General features: G+C 71.0%; 15 protein-coding genes. 9 read left to right on the top strand and 6 right to left on the bottom strand.

The genetic code is table 11. From position 1 onward, the window contains the following. Window positions 1–639 carry an urea amidolyase associated protein UAAP2 gene (locus ACFYU0_RS31740; RefSeq protein ID WP_389305641.1) on the bottom strand — a complete coding sequence of 213 codons (639 nt, stop codon included), beginning with the start codon at window positions 637–639 and terminating at the stop codon, window positions 1–3. Then, the gene (locus tag ACFYU0_RS31735; RefSeq protein ID WP_389305639.1) at window positions 636–1,397 is read right to left on the bottom strand and encodes an urea amidolyase associated protein UAAP1; all 762 of its coding nucleotides are present in this window, start codon (window positions 1,395–1,397) and stop codon (window positions 636–638) included. The genes ACFYU0_RS31740 and ACFYU0_RS31735 overlap by 4 nt, the downstream gene beginning before the upstream one ends. A gap of 238 nt (window positions 1,398–1,635) precedes the next feature. Between ACFYU0_RS31735 and ACFYU0_RS31730 the strand changes: the two genes are divergently transcribed. Further along, window positions 1,636–2,322 carry a TetR/AcrR family transcriptional regulator gene (locus tag ACFYU0_RS31730; RefSeq protein WP_389305637.1) on the top strand — a complete coding sequence of 229 codons (687 nt, stop codon included), beginning with the start codon at window positions 1,636–1,638 and terminating at the stop codon, window positions 2,320–2,322. A gap of 25 nt (window positions 2,323–2,347) precedes the next feature. On the opposite strand, the gene ACFYU0_RS31725 is transcribed toward ACFYU0_RS31730, so the two are convergent. Continuing rightward, entirely contained in the window at window positions 2,348–3,916 is a 1,569-nt protein-coding gene (locus ACFYU0_RS31725) for an amino acid permease (protein WP_389305635.1), read from the bottom strand. 1,191 nt (window positions 3,917–5,107) lie between these two features. Between ACFYU0_RS31725 and ACFYU0_RS31720 the strand changes: the two genes are divergently transcribed. From ACFYU0_RS31720 to ACFYU0_RS31705, 4 genes are all read left to right on the top strand, one after another. Beyond that, window positions 5,108–5,677 (top strand): DUF4232 domain-containing protein, encoded by a 570-nt coding sequence (locus ACFYU0_RS31720; protein ID WP_389305633.1) that lies wholly within the window; start codon window positions 5,108–5,110, stop codon window positions 5,675–5,677. Window positions 5,678–5,905: 228 nt separating this feature from the next. Next, a complete protein-coding gene (locus ACFYU0_RS31715) occupies window positions 5,906–6,946 on the top strand; it encodes a permease (protein ID WP_389305631.1) in 1,041 nt (346 codons plus the stop codon). Then, the gene (locus tag ACFYU0_RS31710; RefSeq protein ID WP_389305629.1) at window positions 6,943–7,683 is read left to right on the top strand and encodes a TIGR03943 family putative permease subunit; all 741 of its coding nucleotides are present in this window, start codon (window positions 6,943–6,945) and stop codon (window positions 7,681–7,683) included. The genes ACFYU0_RS31715 and ACFYU0_RS31710 overlap by 4 nt, the downstream gene beginning before the upstream one ends. Before the next feature lie 254 nt (window positions 7,684–7,937). After that, entirely contained in the window at window positions 7,938–8,033 is a 96-nt protein-coding gene (locus tag ACFYU0_RS31705; RefSeq protein WP_389305657.1) for a helicase associated domain-containing protein, read from the top strand. 226 nt (window positions 8,034–8,259) lie between these two features. On the opposite strand, the gene ACFYU0_RS31700 is transcribed toward ACFYU0_RS31705, so the two are convergent. Together ACFYU0_RS31700 and ACFYU0_RS31695 are read right to left on the bottom strand one after the other, a co-directional pair. Continuing rightward, complete coding sequence (locus ACFYU0_RS31700) at window positions 8,260–8,724, bottom strand: hypothetical protein (RefSeq protein ID WP_351672235.1); 465 nt, start codon at window positions 8,722–8,724, stop codon at window positions 8,260–8,262. A gap of 343 nt (window positions 8,725–9,067) precedes the next feature. Continuing rightward, window positions 9,068–11,035 carry an acyl-CoA dehydrogenase gene (locus ACFYU0_RS31695; protein WP_389305627.1) on the bottom strand — a complete coding sequence of 656 codons (1,968 nt, stop codon included), beginning with the start codon at window positions 11,033–11,035 and terminating at the stop codon, window positions 9,068–9,070. A 409-nt stretch (window positions 11,036–11,444) separates the two neighbouring features. Here ACFYU0_RS31695 and ACFYU0_RS31690 point away from each other — a divergent pair, with 409 nt between their 5' ends. From ACFYU0_RS31690 to ACFYU0_RS31680, 3 genes are all read left to right on the top strand, one after another. After that, window positions 11,445–12,308 carry a hypothetical protein gene (locus ACFYU0_RS31690; RefSeq protein WP_351672231.1) on the top strand — a complete coding sequence of 288 codons (864 nt, stop codon included), beginning with the start codon at window positions 11,445–11,447 and terminating at the stop codon, window positions 12,306–12,308. Window positions 12,309–12,536: 228 nt separating this feature from the next. Further along, window positions 12,537–13,040, top strand: a complete 504-nt coding sequence (locus tag ACFYU0_RS31685; RefSeq protein WP_389305624.1) for a contact-dependent growth inhibition system immunity protein — start codon at window positions 12,537–12,539, stop codon at window positions 13,038–13,040. A gap of 410 nt (window positions 13,041–13,450) precedes the next feature. Beyond that, window positions 13,451–14,728, top strand: a complete 1,278-nt coding sequence (locus tag ACFYU0_RS31680; protein WP_389305622.1) for a hypothetical protein — start codon at window positions 13,451–13,453, stop codon at window positions 14,726–14,728. A 581-nt stretch (window positions 14,729–15,309) separates the two neighbouring features. On the opposite strand, the gene ACFYU0_RS31675 is transcribed toward ACFYU0_RS31680, so the two are convergent. Further along, window positions 15,310–16,167: a calcium-binding protein gene (locus tag ACFYU0_RS31675; RefSeq protein WP_389305620.1), complete on the bottom strand. Its 858-nt coding sequence runs from the start codon at window positions 16,165–16,167 to the stop codon at window positions 15,310–15,312. A gap of 274 nt (window positions 16,168–16,441) precedes the next feature. Between ACFYU0_RS31675 and ACFYU0_RS31670 the strand changes: the two genes are divergently transcribed. Next, window positions 16,442–17,212 carry an aminoglycoside adenylyltransferase family protein gene (locus ACFYU0_RS31670; protein WP_389305618.1) on the top strand — a complete coding sequence of 257 codons (771 nt, stop codon included), beginning with the start codon at window positions 16,442–16,444 and terminating at the stop codon, window positions 17,210–17,212. Window positions 17,213–17,230: the final 18 nt, after the last annotated feature.

The raw sequence follows: 17,230 nt of genomic DNA, 5'->3' as shown, positions 1-17,230 counted from the left end.
TCAGCTCCCGTCCGGCTCGGAGACGGTCGCCCGCAGGGCGGTCGGGTCGAATCCGTTGCAGGGGTTGTTGATCTGCGGGCAGTTGGACAGCAGCACCAGGACGTCCGTCTCGGCCCGCAGCACGACCTTCAGGCCCGGGGCCGAGAGGCCGTCGACGATGGCGAGGGTGCCGTCCGGCTCGATCGGCACGTTCATGTACCAGTTGACGTTGGACACCAGGTCGCGCTGGTCCAGGCCGTGCCTGGCGCCCTCCGCGAGGAAGTTCTCCACGCAGGCGTGCTGCGACCAGGTGTGGTGCCCGTAGCGGAGGGTGTTGGACTCCTTGGAGCAGGCGCCGCCGATGGTGTCGTGCCGCCCGCAGGTGTCCTCGAGGACCGTCATCAGCGGCGTGTGCTCTCCCGACAGCAGCACCGAGCCGGTGGTCAGGAAGATGCCGCCCTGGGCCTGGACGGTGTCGGGGGCGCTGTAGCGCACGGACGTGTCGTGCGCGTCGTAGACGAGGAAGTCCGCGGCCTGGTTGCCGTGCAGGTCGGTGATGGTCAGCAGCGAGCCCGCGCGGACGACGGCGGACCAGGCGGCGCGGGCGGGGACGGTCCCGTCGGTGACGACGCGTCCCGCGCGGGTGGTCGTGGTGGTCAAGCGATCCCCCTGGCGGCGAGGTGCTCGGCGGTGTTGAGGAAGGCGCGGCGGCCCTCGGGCGTGGCGTTCCACAGCGCGTCGTGCGGGCCGGTCGGCCGGGCCCGGTACGCGAGGACCTCCAGGGGGCCGCAGACGTAGTCCGGGCGCGGGTCCAGCGGGTGCGGGACGTTGGCGATCAGCACGGTCAGCGGCTGCTCGGCGCGCAGCGTGACGGTCCCGCCGGGGCCCGCGGAGCCGGTGAACGCGGTGGTGCCGTCCCCGTTGATCCGGACGCCCTGGAAGAAGGAGACGGACGGCGGGACGTCCCGTGGGCCGAGCCCGTTCTTGAGGGCGGCGAGCTTGAACAGCTCACGTCCGGCGGGGGAGGCCGACTGAGGGGACCCGTCGCCGTAACGGGCGGTGTTGCGGGCCAGGACGGAGGTGCCGGTGAGGGCGTCGTGCCGGCCGGAGGTGTCCGCGGTGACGGACGCGAGGACTCGGCCCTGGCCGGACAGGAGCAGGTGTCCCACGCCGAGGTAGGCGTTCCAGAGCACCTTGACCGTGTCGGCCGTGTTCAGCCGCTCCCACGGGCGGTCCGCGCTGTACAGCAGGACGTGGGCGCACGCGTCGCCGGTGGGGTCGGTCAGCCGCAGTTCGGTGCCCCGCGCGAGGATCTTGTGGGTGTAGTTGCCGCCCGCCACGGTCTCGGCCCACACGAGGTCCTCACCGGCGATCCCCTCCGGCGGCGCCGGCCAGTCGCTCGCGGGGAGTACGGGCATGGTGGCGGACCTGCTGCCCTCCTGGGCGCGGGCATGGTCCCGGGCACCACGGGCCGACGCTGTCGCTGACGGTGTCGTCACGGCTGAACCTCCGGCTCGGCGCTATTTCTGTCGTGTGACAGAAATTAGGGGCGGGTCGGGTCCTGGCCGTTGCCCGTGCGTTTCCGGGCGGTAACCGCCGCCTCACCGCCGCCGGTCGGCGCCCGGGCGGCCTGCGGCCCTGTGCGAGGATCACGGAGTGAGCCCGCCCACCAGCAGAAGAGTCGGCCGCCCCCGTGCCCAGGAGCGTCCCGCCAGTGGACTCCCGCCCCGCGAGGAGGTGCTGGCCGCCGCCGCCGAACTGTTCACCGCGCACGGCTACACCGCGACCTCCACCCGCGCGGTCGCCGAGCGGGCCGGGCTGCGCCAGGCGTCGCTGTACCACTACTTCGACGGCAAGGAGGCGATCCTCGCCGCGCTGCTCGAAGGGACCGTCCGCCCCTCGCTGGAGATCGCACGCGAGCTGGTGAGGCGTACCGGGACGGCCGCCGAGGCGCGGCTGTGGGCGCTGTGCCACTCCGACGTGCTGCTGCTGTGCGGCGGCCCGCACAATCCGGGGGCTCTCTACCTGCTTCCCGAGGCGCAGACGGAGCGCTTCGCCGTCTTCCAGCAGGTCCGGGACGAACTGAAAGCCGCGTACGGAAAGTTGCTGACGGACACGGAGCCGGGCGCGGCCCTCGCCGCGGAGGAGCTCGCCCTGCGCACGGACCTCGTCTTCGGCCTCATCGAGAGCGTGATCCTCATCCGGCGCGCCGACCCCGCCCGCGATCCGCGGGCCCTCGCCGCGGCGACGGCCGACGCGGCACTGCGGGTCGCGGGCGTGCCGCAGCGCTCCCTGGCACGGCAGCGTCGCGAGGGGCAGCGGCTCCTCGCGACGTGGCGGTGACGGCGCGCCCGGGGCGCGGGTCCGCTCAGACCGGTGCGGCCTCCGCCGCGTCCGTGCGGCCCGGCTCCCCGGCCGCCGCGGCGGCCGGCGCGCGGCGGCGGCACAGCACGCCGGCGGCGACCGTGGCGCCGACGAACAGGACGGTGAACCACTGGAAGTACCAGTGGCCGCCCGCCGGGTCGTACACCCCGGCGCGGGGCCAGGAGAGATTGACCGTCATGAGCAGCCCGTACCCGACCGCCAGGGCGTTGACCGGCAGACCCCAGCGGCCCAGGGAGAACAGCGGCCGGCCCAGCTCGTCGCGGCCGCCGGCCTCCGGCGCCGGCCACTGGCCCCTCAGCCGCCGGACCAGCATCGGCGCCGTGACCCCGGCGTAGGCGAGGTAGAGCATCGCGATGCACGTGGTGCCGATGGCCAGGAACGCCTCCGGGGAGGCGAGGTTGAGCAGGGCGAGCACCGCGGCCAGGACACCTACCACCAGGGCGGGGGCGAACGGCATGCCCGTGCGCGGCGAGACCTTGGCGAGCCGTGCGGACAGCGGCAGCATCCCGTCGCGCGCCATGGAGAACAGCATCCGCGTGCCCGCGGTCTGGATGGCCAGCGTGGCCACGCAGATGGCGACCGCGACGTCCGCGAGCAGCGCCCTTCCCACACCGCTGCCCAGACTGCTGGTGAGGACGTAGCCCAGTCCCTCGGTGGCCAGCCGGCCGTCCTCCAGGCTGGGCGCGGCCAGCACGCCGCCGAGCAGCAGCAGGCCGCCCAGTACGCCTGCCGCGGCGAGGGCGCCGAGGATGGTGCGCGGAGCGGTCCGGCGGGGGTTGCGGGTCTCCTCGCTCATCTCGCCCGCGCTGTCGAAGCCGATGAGGACGTAGGCCGCGGTGAACGAACCCACCAGCAGCGCCGCCACCGGCCCGCCCTGGCCACCGGTTCTCAGGGTCACGCCGGCACCGCGCTCGGCGTGGGTGAACAGCAGGACGACGATGAGGACCGCGCCGATGATCTCGGCCGTGACGCCGACGCGGTTGACGGCGGACATGACGCGGTTGTCGACGACGTTCACGACCGTGGTCAGCACCAGCAGGACGAGGGCCAGCAGGGCGGCGTTGGCGGCCCCGGTCGCCGTGGTGGGCGCCGGGTCGCCGCCGGCCAGCTGGAAACCGGACCAGATCGCGGGCAGTACGACCTGCAGCGCGAGCGCCGCCGCGGCGACTACGACCACCTGGCCGATCACCATGATCCAGCCCGTGAACCAGCCGAAGGCGGGGCCGCTCAGCCGGGTCGACCACTGGTAGACCGCCCCGGAGATGGGATAGCGGGCGGCGAGTTCGGCGAAGCAGGCGGCCACGAGCAGCTGGCCGGCGAGCACGGCGGGCCAGGTCCACAGGAACAGCGGCCCGCCGAAGGAGTAGCCGAAGGCGAAGAACTGGAAGACCGTGGTCAGGACCGAGATGAAGGAGAAGCCGGCGGCGAAGGACGCGTACCGTCCCATCTGCCGCCGCAGTTCCTGACGGTAGCCGAATGCGGCGAGCGTGCCGTCGCCGGCGGCGCCGGCGGACGGTGGCGGTGGCGGTGCGGGATCGGTGGTCACGGTCATGGCGGTCCCCTGTCGCGGAGGCGTGATCCTGCAAGTTCCTGTCGTACGACAGAAATTAGGGACGCCCCGTTTCCCCGGGGTGTCACGACCGTGTCCGCGCCGTTAGTGACCCCTCTCCACAGCACCGTCGCCGGGGACGCGGCGGCACTCGACCATCGTGCTGCTGCGGCGCGGCCCACCCCTGGTCGTCAGGTCCGCCCCGCCCACCGGGATCAAGACCTGGACACCCAACGCGGTCCGCCTCGTCCGTGAGCCCCCGCCCCCGCTCCCAAGGGGCGATGCCAGGCCGACCGTGTCATGACTGCCGCCTGTGCCTGGCTTGGCTGGCTTGCGCGGCAGGTCATCCTGCCCGGCCCCGACTCTCACCTCCGGGTCTTCGCCATCACCGTCTGACCTCCGCCACCTGCGGCCGGAGTGCAGCTGGGCACGCCGCCCGTGGGGTGCGGGCATGACCGCCCCCGCCCCGCTCCCCGCCCGCCTGGCCGACCGGCTCATCACCGCCCTCGGCACGGCCAGGCCCTCGGCGAAGCGGCCACCGAGCGGGGCTTCGACCTGCGCGCCGTCTGGGTCCCGGCCCGCACCCCCACCCGCCGTCGCGCTCGCCGGCCCGCGACCCGGACGCACACACCGAACGCGGCCCCGCCCCGCGCGCCGGCTACCTCCGCCCCCTGACCCTCGGCCTGCCCCCGTCCCGCGCCGAGCTGATCCCGAGCACCGGGGACCCGGGAGCGTGGCGCGGTGACGACCCGCGTTCGCGGCCGCCTGCGACGCCGTCAGCGCCGCCTCAGCGCCGCCTCAGCGCCGCCTCAGCCCCGTACGGCTCCCTCAAGCCCGTGCGGCTTGACCCCGGAGCGCATCGCCCAGTTCCTTCGCGACCGCGAGTCCGCGCGTCAGCGCTCTGGACGCCCGGCCGCTGGAGTTGCGGTGGCATGTGCCGGACGGGTGGGGGTGCATACCGGCACCCGCGGCATCACGGTGGCCGGTTGCCGGCGGCCGCGCTGCAGGAGGCGTTCGCCGAGCCCGCGCCGCTGTGGGAGGGCGTACGCGTCACCGTTCCGTCACAAGTAGTCGCCGCACGGGAACCTGCCGCTGGCCCGCCCTGTCTGCACTCACGTACCACGACCACACGTACCGCGGGGCAACAACCGACGACCGAAACCCGCGGACGAGACGACTCAGGGGGACGACAGCATGCGGCACAGCAACGGCATTCGCAGGGCGGCTCTGGCAACGACGGCGGTCACGGCCGTCGCGGCGGCGGTGACCGGCATCCTGCCCGGCACCGCCATGGCGGCGAGCACCACCACCTCCACCCCGCCGCCCGCCTGCCCGGCCTCCGCCCTCCAGGTCAGCGCCTGGCAGGCCGTCCACCGGCCCGTCGGGACCGGGACCGGGGCGGCGGTCGTGCAGTTCACCAACCTCTCCGGGAGGACGTGCGTCCTGAAGGGCCATCCGACGGTCGCGGGCGCCGGCAACGGCTCCCCCGCCCACAACACCCCGCTCAAGGTCACCCCCACCGGCAGGGCGGCCACCGTGACGGTCCGGCCGCACGGCAAGGCGTGGGTGAAGCTGACCTTCGTCCAGGTCCAGGGGGAGGCCGACGGCTACTGCGTGTCGGGCAAGGACCCGGTGACGTATCCGACGATGGTCATCGGGCTGCCGCACTCCGGGAAGCACCAGGTCGCCCTGAACGACGGGGTGTGGGCCGAGTGCGACAACAAGGTGACCGTCACCCCGGTCTCGGCGGTCAAGCCTTCCTGACCCCACCGTAGGCGGCTTCGCTTCGGCCCTCGGATCGTTACGACCCTCGCCCGACACGCCATGGCCGTGAGCCGGCCATGGCGCAGGCCGACCTGCCAGCGATGGCCGCGCCCCCACTGTAGTCGTGGAAGTGGTTGCGCATCGTCACGGTGAGACATCGAGGCACAGCGGCCGTATGGAAGGAGAAGGCACTTACCTTCGCACGACCTTGCCGGAGGTAGCTCACCCGTGGCCATCAGCAAAGCCGCCCCGCCCGGGCCGATGTCCCGGACTCGGCAACCGCAGGCCGGCGGGGAGCCCGGCCGACGAGGCCAGGAGGGGTGGCACTTCAACTCCTCCCTCGCCCTGACCGTGCTCCTGCTCGTCGTTGTCGGCATGCAGGGCCCGATCCGCCGGGCGCTGGCCACCCCGGTGATGCAGAGCTGGATGACGGTGTTCGTCGCGATGGTGGTCCAAGCGCTGCCGTTTCTCGTGTTCGGCGCTCTGCTGTCGGCGGCGATAGCCGTTTTCGTACCGCCCTCGTTCTTCGCCCGCGCCCTCCCAGGCCGTACCGCCCTCGCCGTTCCGGTCGCAGGTGTGGCGGGTGCGGTCCTGCCTGGCTGTGAGTGCGCGTCCGTGCCGGTGGCCGGCGCACTGGTGAGGCGTGGTGTCACACCGGCCGCGGCGCTCGCCTTCCTGCTGTCCGCCCCGGCGATCAACCCGATCGTCCTGACAGCCACGGCCGTCGCCTTCCCACGCGACCCGCGGATGGTACTGGCCCGCTTCCTGGCGAGTCTGCTGGTGGCCTGTGTGATGGGCTGGTTGTGGCAGCGCCTCGGCCGCACCGACTGGCTGCGCCTGCCCTCACACACGGAACACACCGGCCAGAGCAAGGGAGAGAGGTTCTGGGGGTCGGTCCGGCACGACACGATGCACGCGGGCGGCTTCCTGGTCCTCGGCGCAACGGCCGCGGCCACTCTGAAGACAGCGGCTCCGGCGAGCTGGCTGCGCACGGCGGCCGGCAATCCGGTACTTGCGGTCCTGGCTCTGGCGGTCCTCGCCGTAGTGCTGTCGATCTGCTCGGAGGCCGACGCGTTCGTGGTGGCGTCGCTGACCCAGTTCTCACTGACGGCCAGACTGACGTTCCTGGTGGTCGGCCCGATGATCGACCTGAAGCTGTTCGCGATGCAGGCGGGCACCTTCGGCCGCGGCTTCGCGCTGCGCTTCGCCCCCACCACTTTCGCCCTCGCCGTCGCGGGAGCGGTGCTGACCGGGACGGTGCTGCTGTGAACCGGCAGGCACAGGCGGCGGTCCTGCTCCTGATCGGCGTCGCCCTGCTGCACGCGGGCCTCACCGACCTGTACCTGCGCTACGTCAAAGCGGGCCTGCGCCCGTTGCTGCTTGGGGCCGGGACGCTCCTGGCCGTGACTGCTCTGATGACAGCCTGGTACGAGTGGAAGCGCGCGCGTCGCAATGAGCAAGAGGTCTGCACCGATGACGAGGCCCGGGAGCACGCCCACCGCGAGCCTCTCATCTCCTGGCTCCTCGTCCTCCCTCTCTTCGCCCTCATGCTGGTGGCCCCGCCGGCCCTGGGCTCCTACAGCGCGATGCGCACCGGTACAGCCCTGCAGCCACCGTACGGCTATGCGAAACTGCCCACCGGCGCCCCCGTACCGATCAGCCTGGTCGACTACGCGGGCCGCGCGTACTACGACCACGGCCATTCCTTGAAAGGCCGCAGCGTGCGGATCACCGGATTCGTCGCCGTGGCCCGCTCGGGGGCCCCCTACCTCGTCCGCATGGCTCTCAACTGCTGTGCCGCGGACGCCCAGCCAGTGAAGATCGGCCTTACCGGCAACATCCCGCCCGTCCTACAGCCGAACGCATGGCTGGAGGTGACAGGCAGGTACACCGCAAAACGGACTCGGGACCCTGTGAACAACGGCCCGATCCCCTTCCTCCAGGTCACCGAAGCCAAGCCCGCGCCAACGCCCCACGACCCCTACGACGAAACCTGGAACAACTGAGCAACCAGACAACCGGGCTTCTCGCCCCTGCCGGCAAGGAGCGCCTCGCAGCTCACCAAGCCTTGACCATGACCCACCGACACGTTGGACGCCGACGGGCCGGTGTCATCCGCCGCCGCCGGCAGGGGGCAAGCGGCGGTGTCCGCGATGGTGGCCCCAGTTGGTGTGAACCCTCAACCTCACCGCCGCCTCGAGGCCTGCGGCCGCGAGGCCGGAGGTGAGGGGGCGGGGGTGAGGGGGCGGAAGAACACCACCTGCGACGAGGAGCATGGGTCAACAACCAACGCTCCAGAGCCGCGGCGCTCACACCGGAGCGTGTCGAACAGCTCGCCGCCATCGGCATGCGCTGAACCTGAGGAGCTGAATCAGCGCGCGAAGATCATGAAGAGGACAGCGGTCACTACCGCGCTGATGAGCAGGGAACCGAGACAACCGATCCGGTTGCTGAAGAAGATCATGGTGCCCGTGTACCCGCCATGGCCGCATTGACAGGTTCGATGGTGAAAGGCTGCCCGGCACATGCCGGCCGAGGTGCAGCGTGCGTGCCGGCTCCTGCGCGGGAGGGGTCAGTGTGGGTCAGTCAGTGCCGATGTCGAAGGTTTGCTTGCTGCCGTAGTTGTAGGTGTTGAACACGCCGCTGGTAGCACCGACGATCAGGTCGACACTGTCACCGGCGGACCGGCTTCCCTCAATGTTGATCTTCACGGGCGCGTCGGTGCACCAGTAACTCTTGTACTGCCAGCCGTTCTTCGAGGGCCCATAGCCGAACGTGATGGACTGACCGGTGATCGTGCTGTTGTGACAGTAGGCGTCCAGCACCCCCTGAATCACATACCGGGTCGGACCGTCGGACCGGACCGTGCCGTTGAAGCGCACGTCGTACTTGATGTTCCCCCAGCCATCCCGCTCGATGTACGAGACATGCGCCTCCTGAGTCGTGGCGCCGGCGGGAGCAGCCGACACCACGGGCAGGACAGCAGCCGCGACGGCGACCCCGACACAAGCCAGAGGCCGCACGCGACGAACCGAAAGAACAGCCATCGGGCATTTCCCTTCGAAGAGGCAGCACCAGATTCATCCAGACCGAGTGCTACCAGGCCACGCCCGCCCACCAGCAGGTACGGCCTCCCGGAACACCAATTCGAGTGACCACGGCATATGCCGAATGCATCTACTGGGCAGGACAGTCCTCCAGCCGACCACCGATAGCCCAACGCCAGAGACGGCCAGGCGGACCAGGGCGTCACCGCACGCGGGCGGCAAACCGGGCACGCGATGCACCCGGCAGGGGCGGTGAGGACCGAGAACGTCGTGCAGCTGAGGCCGTAGACCCGGCCGTCCAGGTGATCCGCAGCCGTCGTCGTCGCGCTGCTCGTTCCTGCCGTCAGTCGGCGGGGCCGACCAGGTCCGGTGCTCGCAGGACAGGAGCCGGGATGCCCCAGGCGTCGACGAGGTCGACGGCGAGGGGGCGCACCTTGCGGCAGAGGTCGTTCACCTCGCGGCTGATCGCCTTGGACCGCTGGACGGTCAGCCGGCCGTGTTCCATGAACCAGGCGCGGTCGGCTTCGATGGTCGAGAGCGCGAACAGGTCGCACAGCAGGCCCAGGGCATCCTTCTCGGTGCCTTCGGGAAGAGCCCGCACCTTGTCGACGAAGGCTTCCGTGACCAGTCGTTCGACGTGGGCCCGGGCGAGGGCGATGACGTGGTCCTGGATCAGCGAGAAGACCTTGCCGGGCTCGTCCTGCTGGATGCCGCGCTTCATGCGGCGGGCGAGGCCGGCGAGCATGTGCTCCTCGCGGAAGCGGACCATGGCGAGGTGGTACTCCGAGTCGAGGAGTCCAGCTTCCCGGTCCCATGCGTCACCCCCGGGCAGCAGGTCGCGGACACGTTCGAGGAGTTTGTGCGCCGAGGTCCGCTCGATGACGGTCTCGACGGCGAGGCCGGTGACGTAGCGGACCATACCGAGCTGGTCGAGGTCCTCGAACTCGGTCGCGTGGTCGGTGAGCAGGCCCTTGGCCACGAGCTGGAGGAGCACGTGGTTGTCGCCCTCGAAGGTGGTGAAGACGTCGCTGTCCCGTTTGAGGGCGGCGAAGCGGTTCCGGGCAAGGTAGCCCGCGCCGCCGCACGCCTCGCGGCACTCCTGGACGACGCGGGTGGCGTGCCAGGTGGCGAGTGCCTTGATGCCGGCGGCTCGCGACTCAAGGCGGCGCCGTGCCTGCGGGTCGTTTTCGATGCTGGAGAAGACCTCGTGCAACTGGGCTCGTACGACGTCCTGGGCGAAGTGCAGCGCGTAGGTGCGGGCGAGGAGGGGGAGCAGCCGGCGCTGGTGGAGGCCGTAGTCGAGGAGTACCTGTTCCTCGGTGTCCCGGGACGATGTGAACTGGCGCCGCCGGTCGGCATACCTGGTGGCGACCGCCAGTGCGACCTTGGCGACGCTGACTCCGGCTCCGGCAACGCTGACTCGGCCCTGCACGAGGGTGCCGAGCATGGTGAAGAAGCGTCGGTCGGGGTTCTCGATGGCGCTCTCATAGCGACCTTCGGGGGTGACCTGGGCGAAGCGGTCGAGGAGCGCCTCGCGGGGGACGCGTACCCCGTCGAAGCGGATGCGTCCGTTGTCGACGCCGTTGAGGCCCATCTTCCGGCCGTCGTCCTCTATGGCGACACCGGGCAGGACCCGGCCGTCCGACCGCAGGGGAACGACGAAGGCGTGGACTCCCTCGGTCCGGCCGTCCACCTCCAGCTGGGCGAAGACGACGGCGAGTTCGGCGTGGCGGGCGGCGTTGCCTATGTAGTCCTTGCGGGCTTGGTCGTCGGGAGTGGTGAGGACGAACTCCCGGTTCTCGGGGTCGTAGCGGGCGATGGTGCCGAGCGCCTGGACGTTGGAACCGTGGCCCACCTCGGTCATGGCGAAGCAGCCCATCAGCTCTCCGGTGACCAGGCGGGGCAGGTAGGTCTTGTGGTGGTGGTCGGTGCCCAGATGCAGGATGGCTCCGCCGAAGAGCCCGAACTGGACGCCGACCTTCACGAGGACGGAGAGGTCGCCGAATGCCAGGGTCTCGAAGGCGGCGATCGACGCGCCGACGTCGTCGCCGCCGCCGTACGCGCCGGGGAAGCCCATGCCGGTCTGACCGGTCGCGGCCAACTGGACGACGACATCGCGGACCCGCTCGCGGAACGCGTCGATGCCGAGCGCGTCGGCCTCGTCGAGGACGGCGGCATGGGTGACCAGGTTGGTCCGGACGAGGTCCCGGATCCCGGCGTACTCGCCGTCGAGGACGGCGGTGAGGGCCGGGACGTCGATCCCGGGCTGAAGCCGGCCGCCGGCAGAGGCGGAGCTGTTCTGGGTTGCCATGCCGCTTCGCTACCCCGAGCCGCGACGATCAACCGACGCGACCGTGGCCCCAGCGCGGTCGGCGCGGGGCGCGGGACCACGGCAGGAAGGTGTTCGTCCTCAAACGGCTCGACGACCCCTACCGGCCGTGGGCAACCCGCCACGGTCCTGCGATCTTTGCCGTCCTCGTGGCGAAGGTGCGCCTTCTGCGCGGACGCAGAGCCTCCAGTTCCACGTTTCGCGCTCCGTGTCTGACGCAACCTCAAATATACCTCTGGGACCTGGGGTTATGACTTGTCAATCTTTCGGAAGTTGACCAACATCAACTTCGCGCCGAACGGCAGGACCAGCAGGACGGCGCCGCGGGCCGGCCACTGACCATGGACCATTTCCGCGTCTTGCTCTTCGACCTTCAGGGGGGACACTCTCAATGCACCGCACTTTCTCCGTCAGATCGGCTGTCACTGGTCTGGTCACCACCACGTTCGCTGCCGCTGCTCTGGTGGCGGCGGCACCAGCGAGCCAGGCGTCGATCATCGCCAGTCCGACGGCGTCTCCCGCCGCGTACGAGGCCTGGCTGAAGGCCCAGATCGACGCCGGCGACGCCAACGCCATCCCGACGCTGAACGGCTTCAGCAAGCTCTCCGCCGACAAGCAGACCAAGTTCCTGAACTACATCAAGGACCCGTCGACCACTCAGAAGTTCGTGGCCTTCCTGAACGGAACGACGGACAGCACGAGCGTCGACCCCAACTACGATGCGGTCTCGGGGACCATCGGCCTCGACAACCCTCCCTCGCCGTTCGTGGGCAATGACGGCATCGGTACTGGCGTGGTATCAGGAGCGGCGCCCACCGAGCTCGCCTCCGCTGTGGACCAGGGAGGGGACGAGACGCGGACCGCCTCCACCATGCTGACCACGCCGAGCGGCATCAGTGTGCCGGTGTCCCAGGTCAGGGGACAGGCGGCGGACTGGAAGGCCTCGTACTGGGTCAACGACAAGCTCTTCGGCATCAAGATCTCCGAGGTGAAGATCTGGGTGAACTACCACTCCAACACCTCGCGGGTCACGAAGGTGTACAGCGCGGGCGCCTCGCACTACGACTACGTGCCGCGCTCCAGCTTCTCCCACTCGGTGGTCAGCAAGTGGATCTCGGCCGCCGGCAACGCGCACGCGGAGACGGTCTGGACCGCAAAGGTCGACCTCCCGCTCGCCGGGTCATCCGAGTGGTCCTCGACCGAGCACATCTGGGCCGACGAGACCGGCTTCCGCGGCGGCTCGCTGAAGAACTAATCTTCACCTGACCATGACAACTGGGAGGACGCCATGTTCGGAACAATGCCTGGTGTCGACGTCACCGCACTGGTGATCGGCGTGGTCCTCGCGGCCCTCGTGATCTGGGGTGTGCTGCACTTCCTCCGCCGCAGCAACTGAACCGCCCACGAGCTGTGACTGGCGCCGAGGAACCGGCACCTGAAGCGGTTCTTGAGCGGTCACAGCCCAGGTGACCCTGGCTGCGGCTTGGAGCACGGCGAAGCGCTCGGCTGGAATTCCCGGCCGAGCGCTTCGCCTTGTCGAAGGCTGCGAGTCGCCAAGCCGAGGTCGGAAGTCCTCGGGCAGGCGGTTTGTGCGACAGCTGCATTGGATCGTGATCGATCCCTCGCAGAGCTCGAACGCGACTGCTGGCCGGAGCCGTCAGCCGACGCCACCCGTCTTGTCGCCGCTGCACACGCGTTGCGGCGTCGGCCGATCGGCGAGCTGACCGTCGAGGACATGCGCTTGTTGATCGGGCAGGACATCGGCCTGCCCTACCTCCTGCCCCTGGCAGTGGAGGTACTGCGGGAGAACCCGATGGCAGAGGGGCACATGTACGAGGGGGATCTACTGTCCGCGGTCCTCACCAGGGATCTTTCGGTGTGGGCCGAGTTCCCCGCACTCGTTCGAGAACTTCGCGGGATTGTCTCGAAGTTGACTGGGCTGCCCCCTGATCTGGAGCGGAAGGTTGATCGCTTCCTGGTTCCTTAGGGCACCGGCTCCCGCGGCGGATGCCGGGGTGTGCCCGCGACACCAGTGATGGCGTTGGTGGCGCGGTTGGTGAACCACGTGCTGCAGGCTTGCGGGTACGGCCGTCGGCCTCGACCGGCACCGGGGCCTGCATGTGGTCGGTCTCCCACATGTGATCGCGTCAGGGGCGCGGCGGGGCCAGGAACACATCCTGGCTTGCGCGGCGCCCGCTCCCCCACTCGCAAGCCCGGCCCGCTCCCCCGGCGCCGCAGCCTCAGCCCCACCGGAAGACGGCGCGCCGTCACACCGTCGGCAGCGGTCGCCCTGCGCCGGGTGGGCAACCGTTCGGGGTCGGCGGGAGTCTAGCGAGCGGCGACTGTTCCCTCGGAGGCATCGTTCGTTCGCTCGCGTCCCCAGCAAAGGATTTCTCCGTGCCGACACTCTCACCGGCCCGTCGCACCTTCCGGTCTTGTGTTGCCGCCCTCGGCGCGGCAGGTTTTGCGGCACTGGCCATGGCGCCTGCGGCCTTCGGTGAAGAGAACACTCCCGATCTGGTCGTCGGGGGTCTTGCGCCGGTCAGCGGGCTGAGGCCGGGAGACGGCGTCGACGTTTCGGCCACCGTGGCGAACAAGGGGACGGCGGCGGCCGAGAAGGTGTGGGTCGCCTACTCCGTCACCCGGGGACTGGACTTCGCCCAGGTGCCCTCCAACTGCCAGGTGCAGCACGTGCGGCCGTACGACGAGATGCCCGAGCGGTGGACGGCGGTGTGCGCGTTCGACCAGGCGGTGGAACCCGGCGCCGTCTACACGACCGACAGGCCCCTGCGCGTCACGGCTCTGGACCGCGCGCTCAACGACGAACTGCGCCTGCGTGTCGAGAGCGCTGATCCGGGGGCCGATGACAACGGCAGCGACCCGGTGCCGGGGACCGCATCGCCCGTGAAGCTCGTTGCGACGCAGGGCGGGGGCGTGGGGTCGGCGCGCATCGTGGACGTGCCCGTCACCACGGTGAACACGGCCGACTATCGGGTGACGGGTGCCGCGCTCAGGGGGAGCGTCGGGGACACGGTCACGATGAAGGTGAAGTTCACCAATGCCGGGCCCGCCTGGGTGTGGCCCAGGGAAGGGGACGAGGCCGTCCGCGTGGTGGTCACTCCTCCCGCCGGGACGTCGGTCGTCAGGCGCGGCACCTTCTGCCGGGCCGAGGACGGGGCGTACGTGTGCGGCATGCGGTCGCTCTACGAAGGCAGTGGGGAGACCTACACCTTCGTCTTGCGCATCGACAAGCGGGTGCATGGCGCCAAGGGGTCCATAGCCCTGAGTACCGAAGCCCGGCCGTTCGATCCCGACAAGGCCGACGACCAGGCCGACATCACCCTGGACGTCGCGGGCGGTGGCTCGGACGGGCCGGGGGGCTCCTCCGGGTCGGCAGGGGGCTCCGAGGGGGCGGTGGGCGGCTCGGATGGATCGGCTGGCGGCTCGAGCGGTTCGGCAGGCGGTTCGACGGGTGCCTCGGGCGATGCCTCGGACGGCGGATCGTCCTCCACGGTCACCGGCGGGACGGCGAACAGCGGGACGACGACTGGCGGCAACCTCGCGGAGACCGGCTCCTCGGCGCTGCCCGCCGCCGGCGTGGCTGCTGCGGCGGTGGCGACGGGAGCCGGTGTGCTGCTCGTCCAACGCCGTCGCCGCGCCCAGCGGCCCGACTGAACTTCCGGACAGGCTGGGCCGGGAGGTGTGTCACGGCAGGCGCGGCCCCATTCACCAGGCGTACCGGGGCGGGTCGGGGGGCCACTCGGCTCGCTCGGCCTGGTCCTGACCGCCGTCGTGCTGTGGGGCCGCCAAGAGCTGCGCCCTCCCCGACCAGACGTCGCCGGAGAAGTGCGCCTCAGCGAGAAAGGCGTAGCCGGGCATCGAGCGGCTGTGGCGGGCCCAGCCGTGCTGATCGGCGACGGCGGTCGCGTCGCGGCCGGCCTGCCGGGCGGGCGGTACCGGCCAGGCGGCCGGAGTGCAGGGGGGTGCCTGGTCCCCCGGATGCCGGAGCCCGCGATCCGGGTCATGGCCTGGGTCACGGCGTCCGGGCTCTTCGGCCCGCCGATATTGCTTCGGCGGTCGATGGCGTGGGATGCCGGCCGGGACGGGGAGGACGAGACGCCGGAGCCGCGCGCAGCCGAGCCGGCAGATGAGCCCTCCCCCCACTGCACCGCCGCCCGCCACCGCTACGGACGCGAAGGCCGCCTTCGGGGGCGCCGTTGCCGGCGAGAGCGGGTGGGGGTGCTGGTGGCGGGATGTCAGGGGCGTACGTCGACGTAGTCGCCGGCGGCTTTGGCGGGGCCGGTGGTGTGGGTGCCGGGGAAGTTCCAGCGCCAGTAGCCGTCTTTCACCGCCTTGGCCGTGGTGCGGAGGGTTCCGGTGCCGCTGGTGTGCACCGTGGCCACCGTGGTGTAGGTGCTGCTGTTCTTCGGGCGGAATTGCAGGGTGACGGCTTGGCCCGCGTATCCCGCGTACCGGTAGGTGTCCCAGTTGGCCCTGACGAGCTTGCCGGTGATGGTGATACGAGCGCCCTTGGCCACCGGTTCCGGTGAGGCGTCGACGGTGAGCCGCGCGGCCCGTTTGAGGCTGAACGAGCCCACGCCGGGGGCGAATACGGAATCGCCGTCGCCGGTGTCGACCAGGGCGTCGACCGTCCATGTTCCCGCGTTGGCGTTGGCCAGGTCCACCGGGTCGTCGCCGCCCGGAGCCGGGTGGGCGTTGACGGTGAACACCGTCGTGCATGCCGTCGGGGTCTCGCAGAAGGCGTCGGTGGTGTAGAAGCCGCCGTGCGGCGCTTTCAGGTCCACGTCGGCGAAGGACAGGCCGGGATCGTCCGCCCCGGTGACCGTGACCGGGAACCGCACGTCGTGCGTCGTGCCCACGATGACGTCGTGTCCGGAGTTGACGGTGACGCCGCTGACCACCGGATCGCCGGGCGCGGCACCGGCCGAGGCTGCCGCCGCCGTCAGCGCGAGGGCGACGGCCCCCACCAGGACGCCGCGGCTTGCGAGGCGGCCGACGGGCCTGCGCCGTCCGGCGTGTGCGGCGGCGATGGGCGGGGCGAGGTTCCGCCCGCCGTTCTGTCTGCGGCTGGGCGGTGCGGCGAAACGGCTCATGAGTCCTCCCGGGAGGTGACAGGCTGTACTGCCGGCCACCGGGCAGACGGGCAGTCGGGCAGTCGGTGGCGGGCGCAGGAGACCGATGTGTGTCCGCTTGCTACGACTGTCGAGCCGGTCCGATCGTTGCCCTGCCCGCGGCGGGGGAACAAACCACCGCGGGCCGCGGCCGCGGCCGCGTCTCGGCTGCCGGAAGATGCGGTGCGGCCGGCGGCCGGTGGTCTGTGGTCTGTGGTCTGTGGGAGAAGGTGGTGCGGTGGGCGAGGGTGGTGCGGTGGGTCAGGTTCGGGAGATCGTGGGGCTGGTCGACGGTGTGCTGGGCCGGGACGTCATCGGCACCTATCTGCACGGCTCCTCGGTGCTCGGAGGGCTCAGGCCGGCCAGCGACGTGGACGTGCTGGTCGTCGCCCGGCGGGGCATGGACGAGCAGGACCGGCGGGCACTCCTCGGCGGACTCCTGGAGATCTCCGGCTCCCGGAACCGGGCCCGCCCGGTCGAGCTCACCGTCGTCGTGCAGTGCGAGGTGCGGCCCTGGCGGTATCCGCCGGTCTGCGACTTCCTCTACGGCGAGTGGCTGCGCGCCGAGTACGAGGCCGGACAGGTGCCCCAGCCGGAGCCGATGCCCGATCTGGCCCTGCTGATCGGCGTGGCGCTGTCCGGCGACCGTCCCCTCACCGGGCCGCCCCTCGCGGAGGTCCTCGACCCGGTGCCGCGGGCCGACCTGGTCCGGGCGAGCGTGGCGGGCCTTCCCGGCCTGCTCGACGCCCTGGACAGCGACACCCGCAACGTCCTGCTGACCCTTGCCCGCGTCTGGACCACGCTCGCCACCGGCCGGATCAGGCCGAAGGACGCCGCCGCCGACTGGGCCCTCGCCCGGCTCCCGCCCGAGCTCCGCCCCGCCCTCGAGCACGCCAGGCGGCTCTACCTCCACTGCTCCTACTCCGAGGAGAGCTGGAGCGAGGCACTGCTGGCGCGAGTGCGTCCGCTGGTGGATCGCGTGCTCGTCGAGATCGACCGGCTGCGCACCCGGACCCCGCCGATGTGAGAGCCGCCGTCCGGCGTC

It is taken from the genome of Streptomyces sp. NPDC003720 (assembly GCF_042875075.1).
Lineage (GTDB): Bacteria > Actinomycetota > Actinomycetes > Streptomycetales > Streptomycetaceae > Streptomyces.
The sequence above is the reverse complement of the archived record's forward strand: the minus strand, read 5'-3'. Positions and strand labels throughout refer to the sequence as shown.

Coding starts and splice junctions, on each gene's coding strand:
- ACFYU0_RS31700 (WP_351672235.1), bottom strand. CDS start 8,724: ATGGCTGTTCTTTCGGTTCGTCGCGTGCGGCCTCTGGCTTGTGTCGGG.
- ACFYU0_RS31720 (WP_389305633.1), top strand. CDS start 5,108: ATGCGGCACAGCAACGGCATTCGCAGGGCGGCTCTGGCAACGACGGCG.
- ACFYU0_RS31725 (WP_389305635.1), bottom strand. CDS start 3,916: ATGACCGTGACCACCGATCCCGCACCGCCACCGCCACCGTCCGCCGGC.
- ACFYU0_RS31690 (WP_351672231.1), top strand. CDS start 11,445: ATGCACCGCACTTTCTCCGTCAGATCGGCTGTCACTGGTCTGGTCACC.
- ACFYU0_RS31695 (WP_389305627.1), bottom strand. CDS start 11,035: ATGGCAACCCAGAACAGCTCCGCCTCTGCCGGCGGCCGGCTTCAGCCC.
- ACFYU0_RS31675 (WP_389305620.1), bottom strand. CDS start 16,167: ATGAGCCGTTTCGCCGCACCGCCCAGCCGCAGACAGAACGGCGGGCGG.
- ACFYU0_RS31735 (WP_389305639.1), bottom strand. CDS start 1,397: ATGCCCGTACTCCCCGCGAGCGACTGGCCGGCGCCGCCGGAGGGGATC.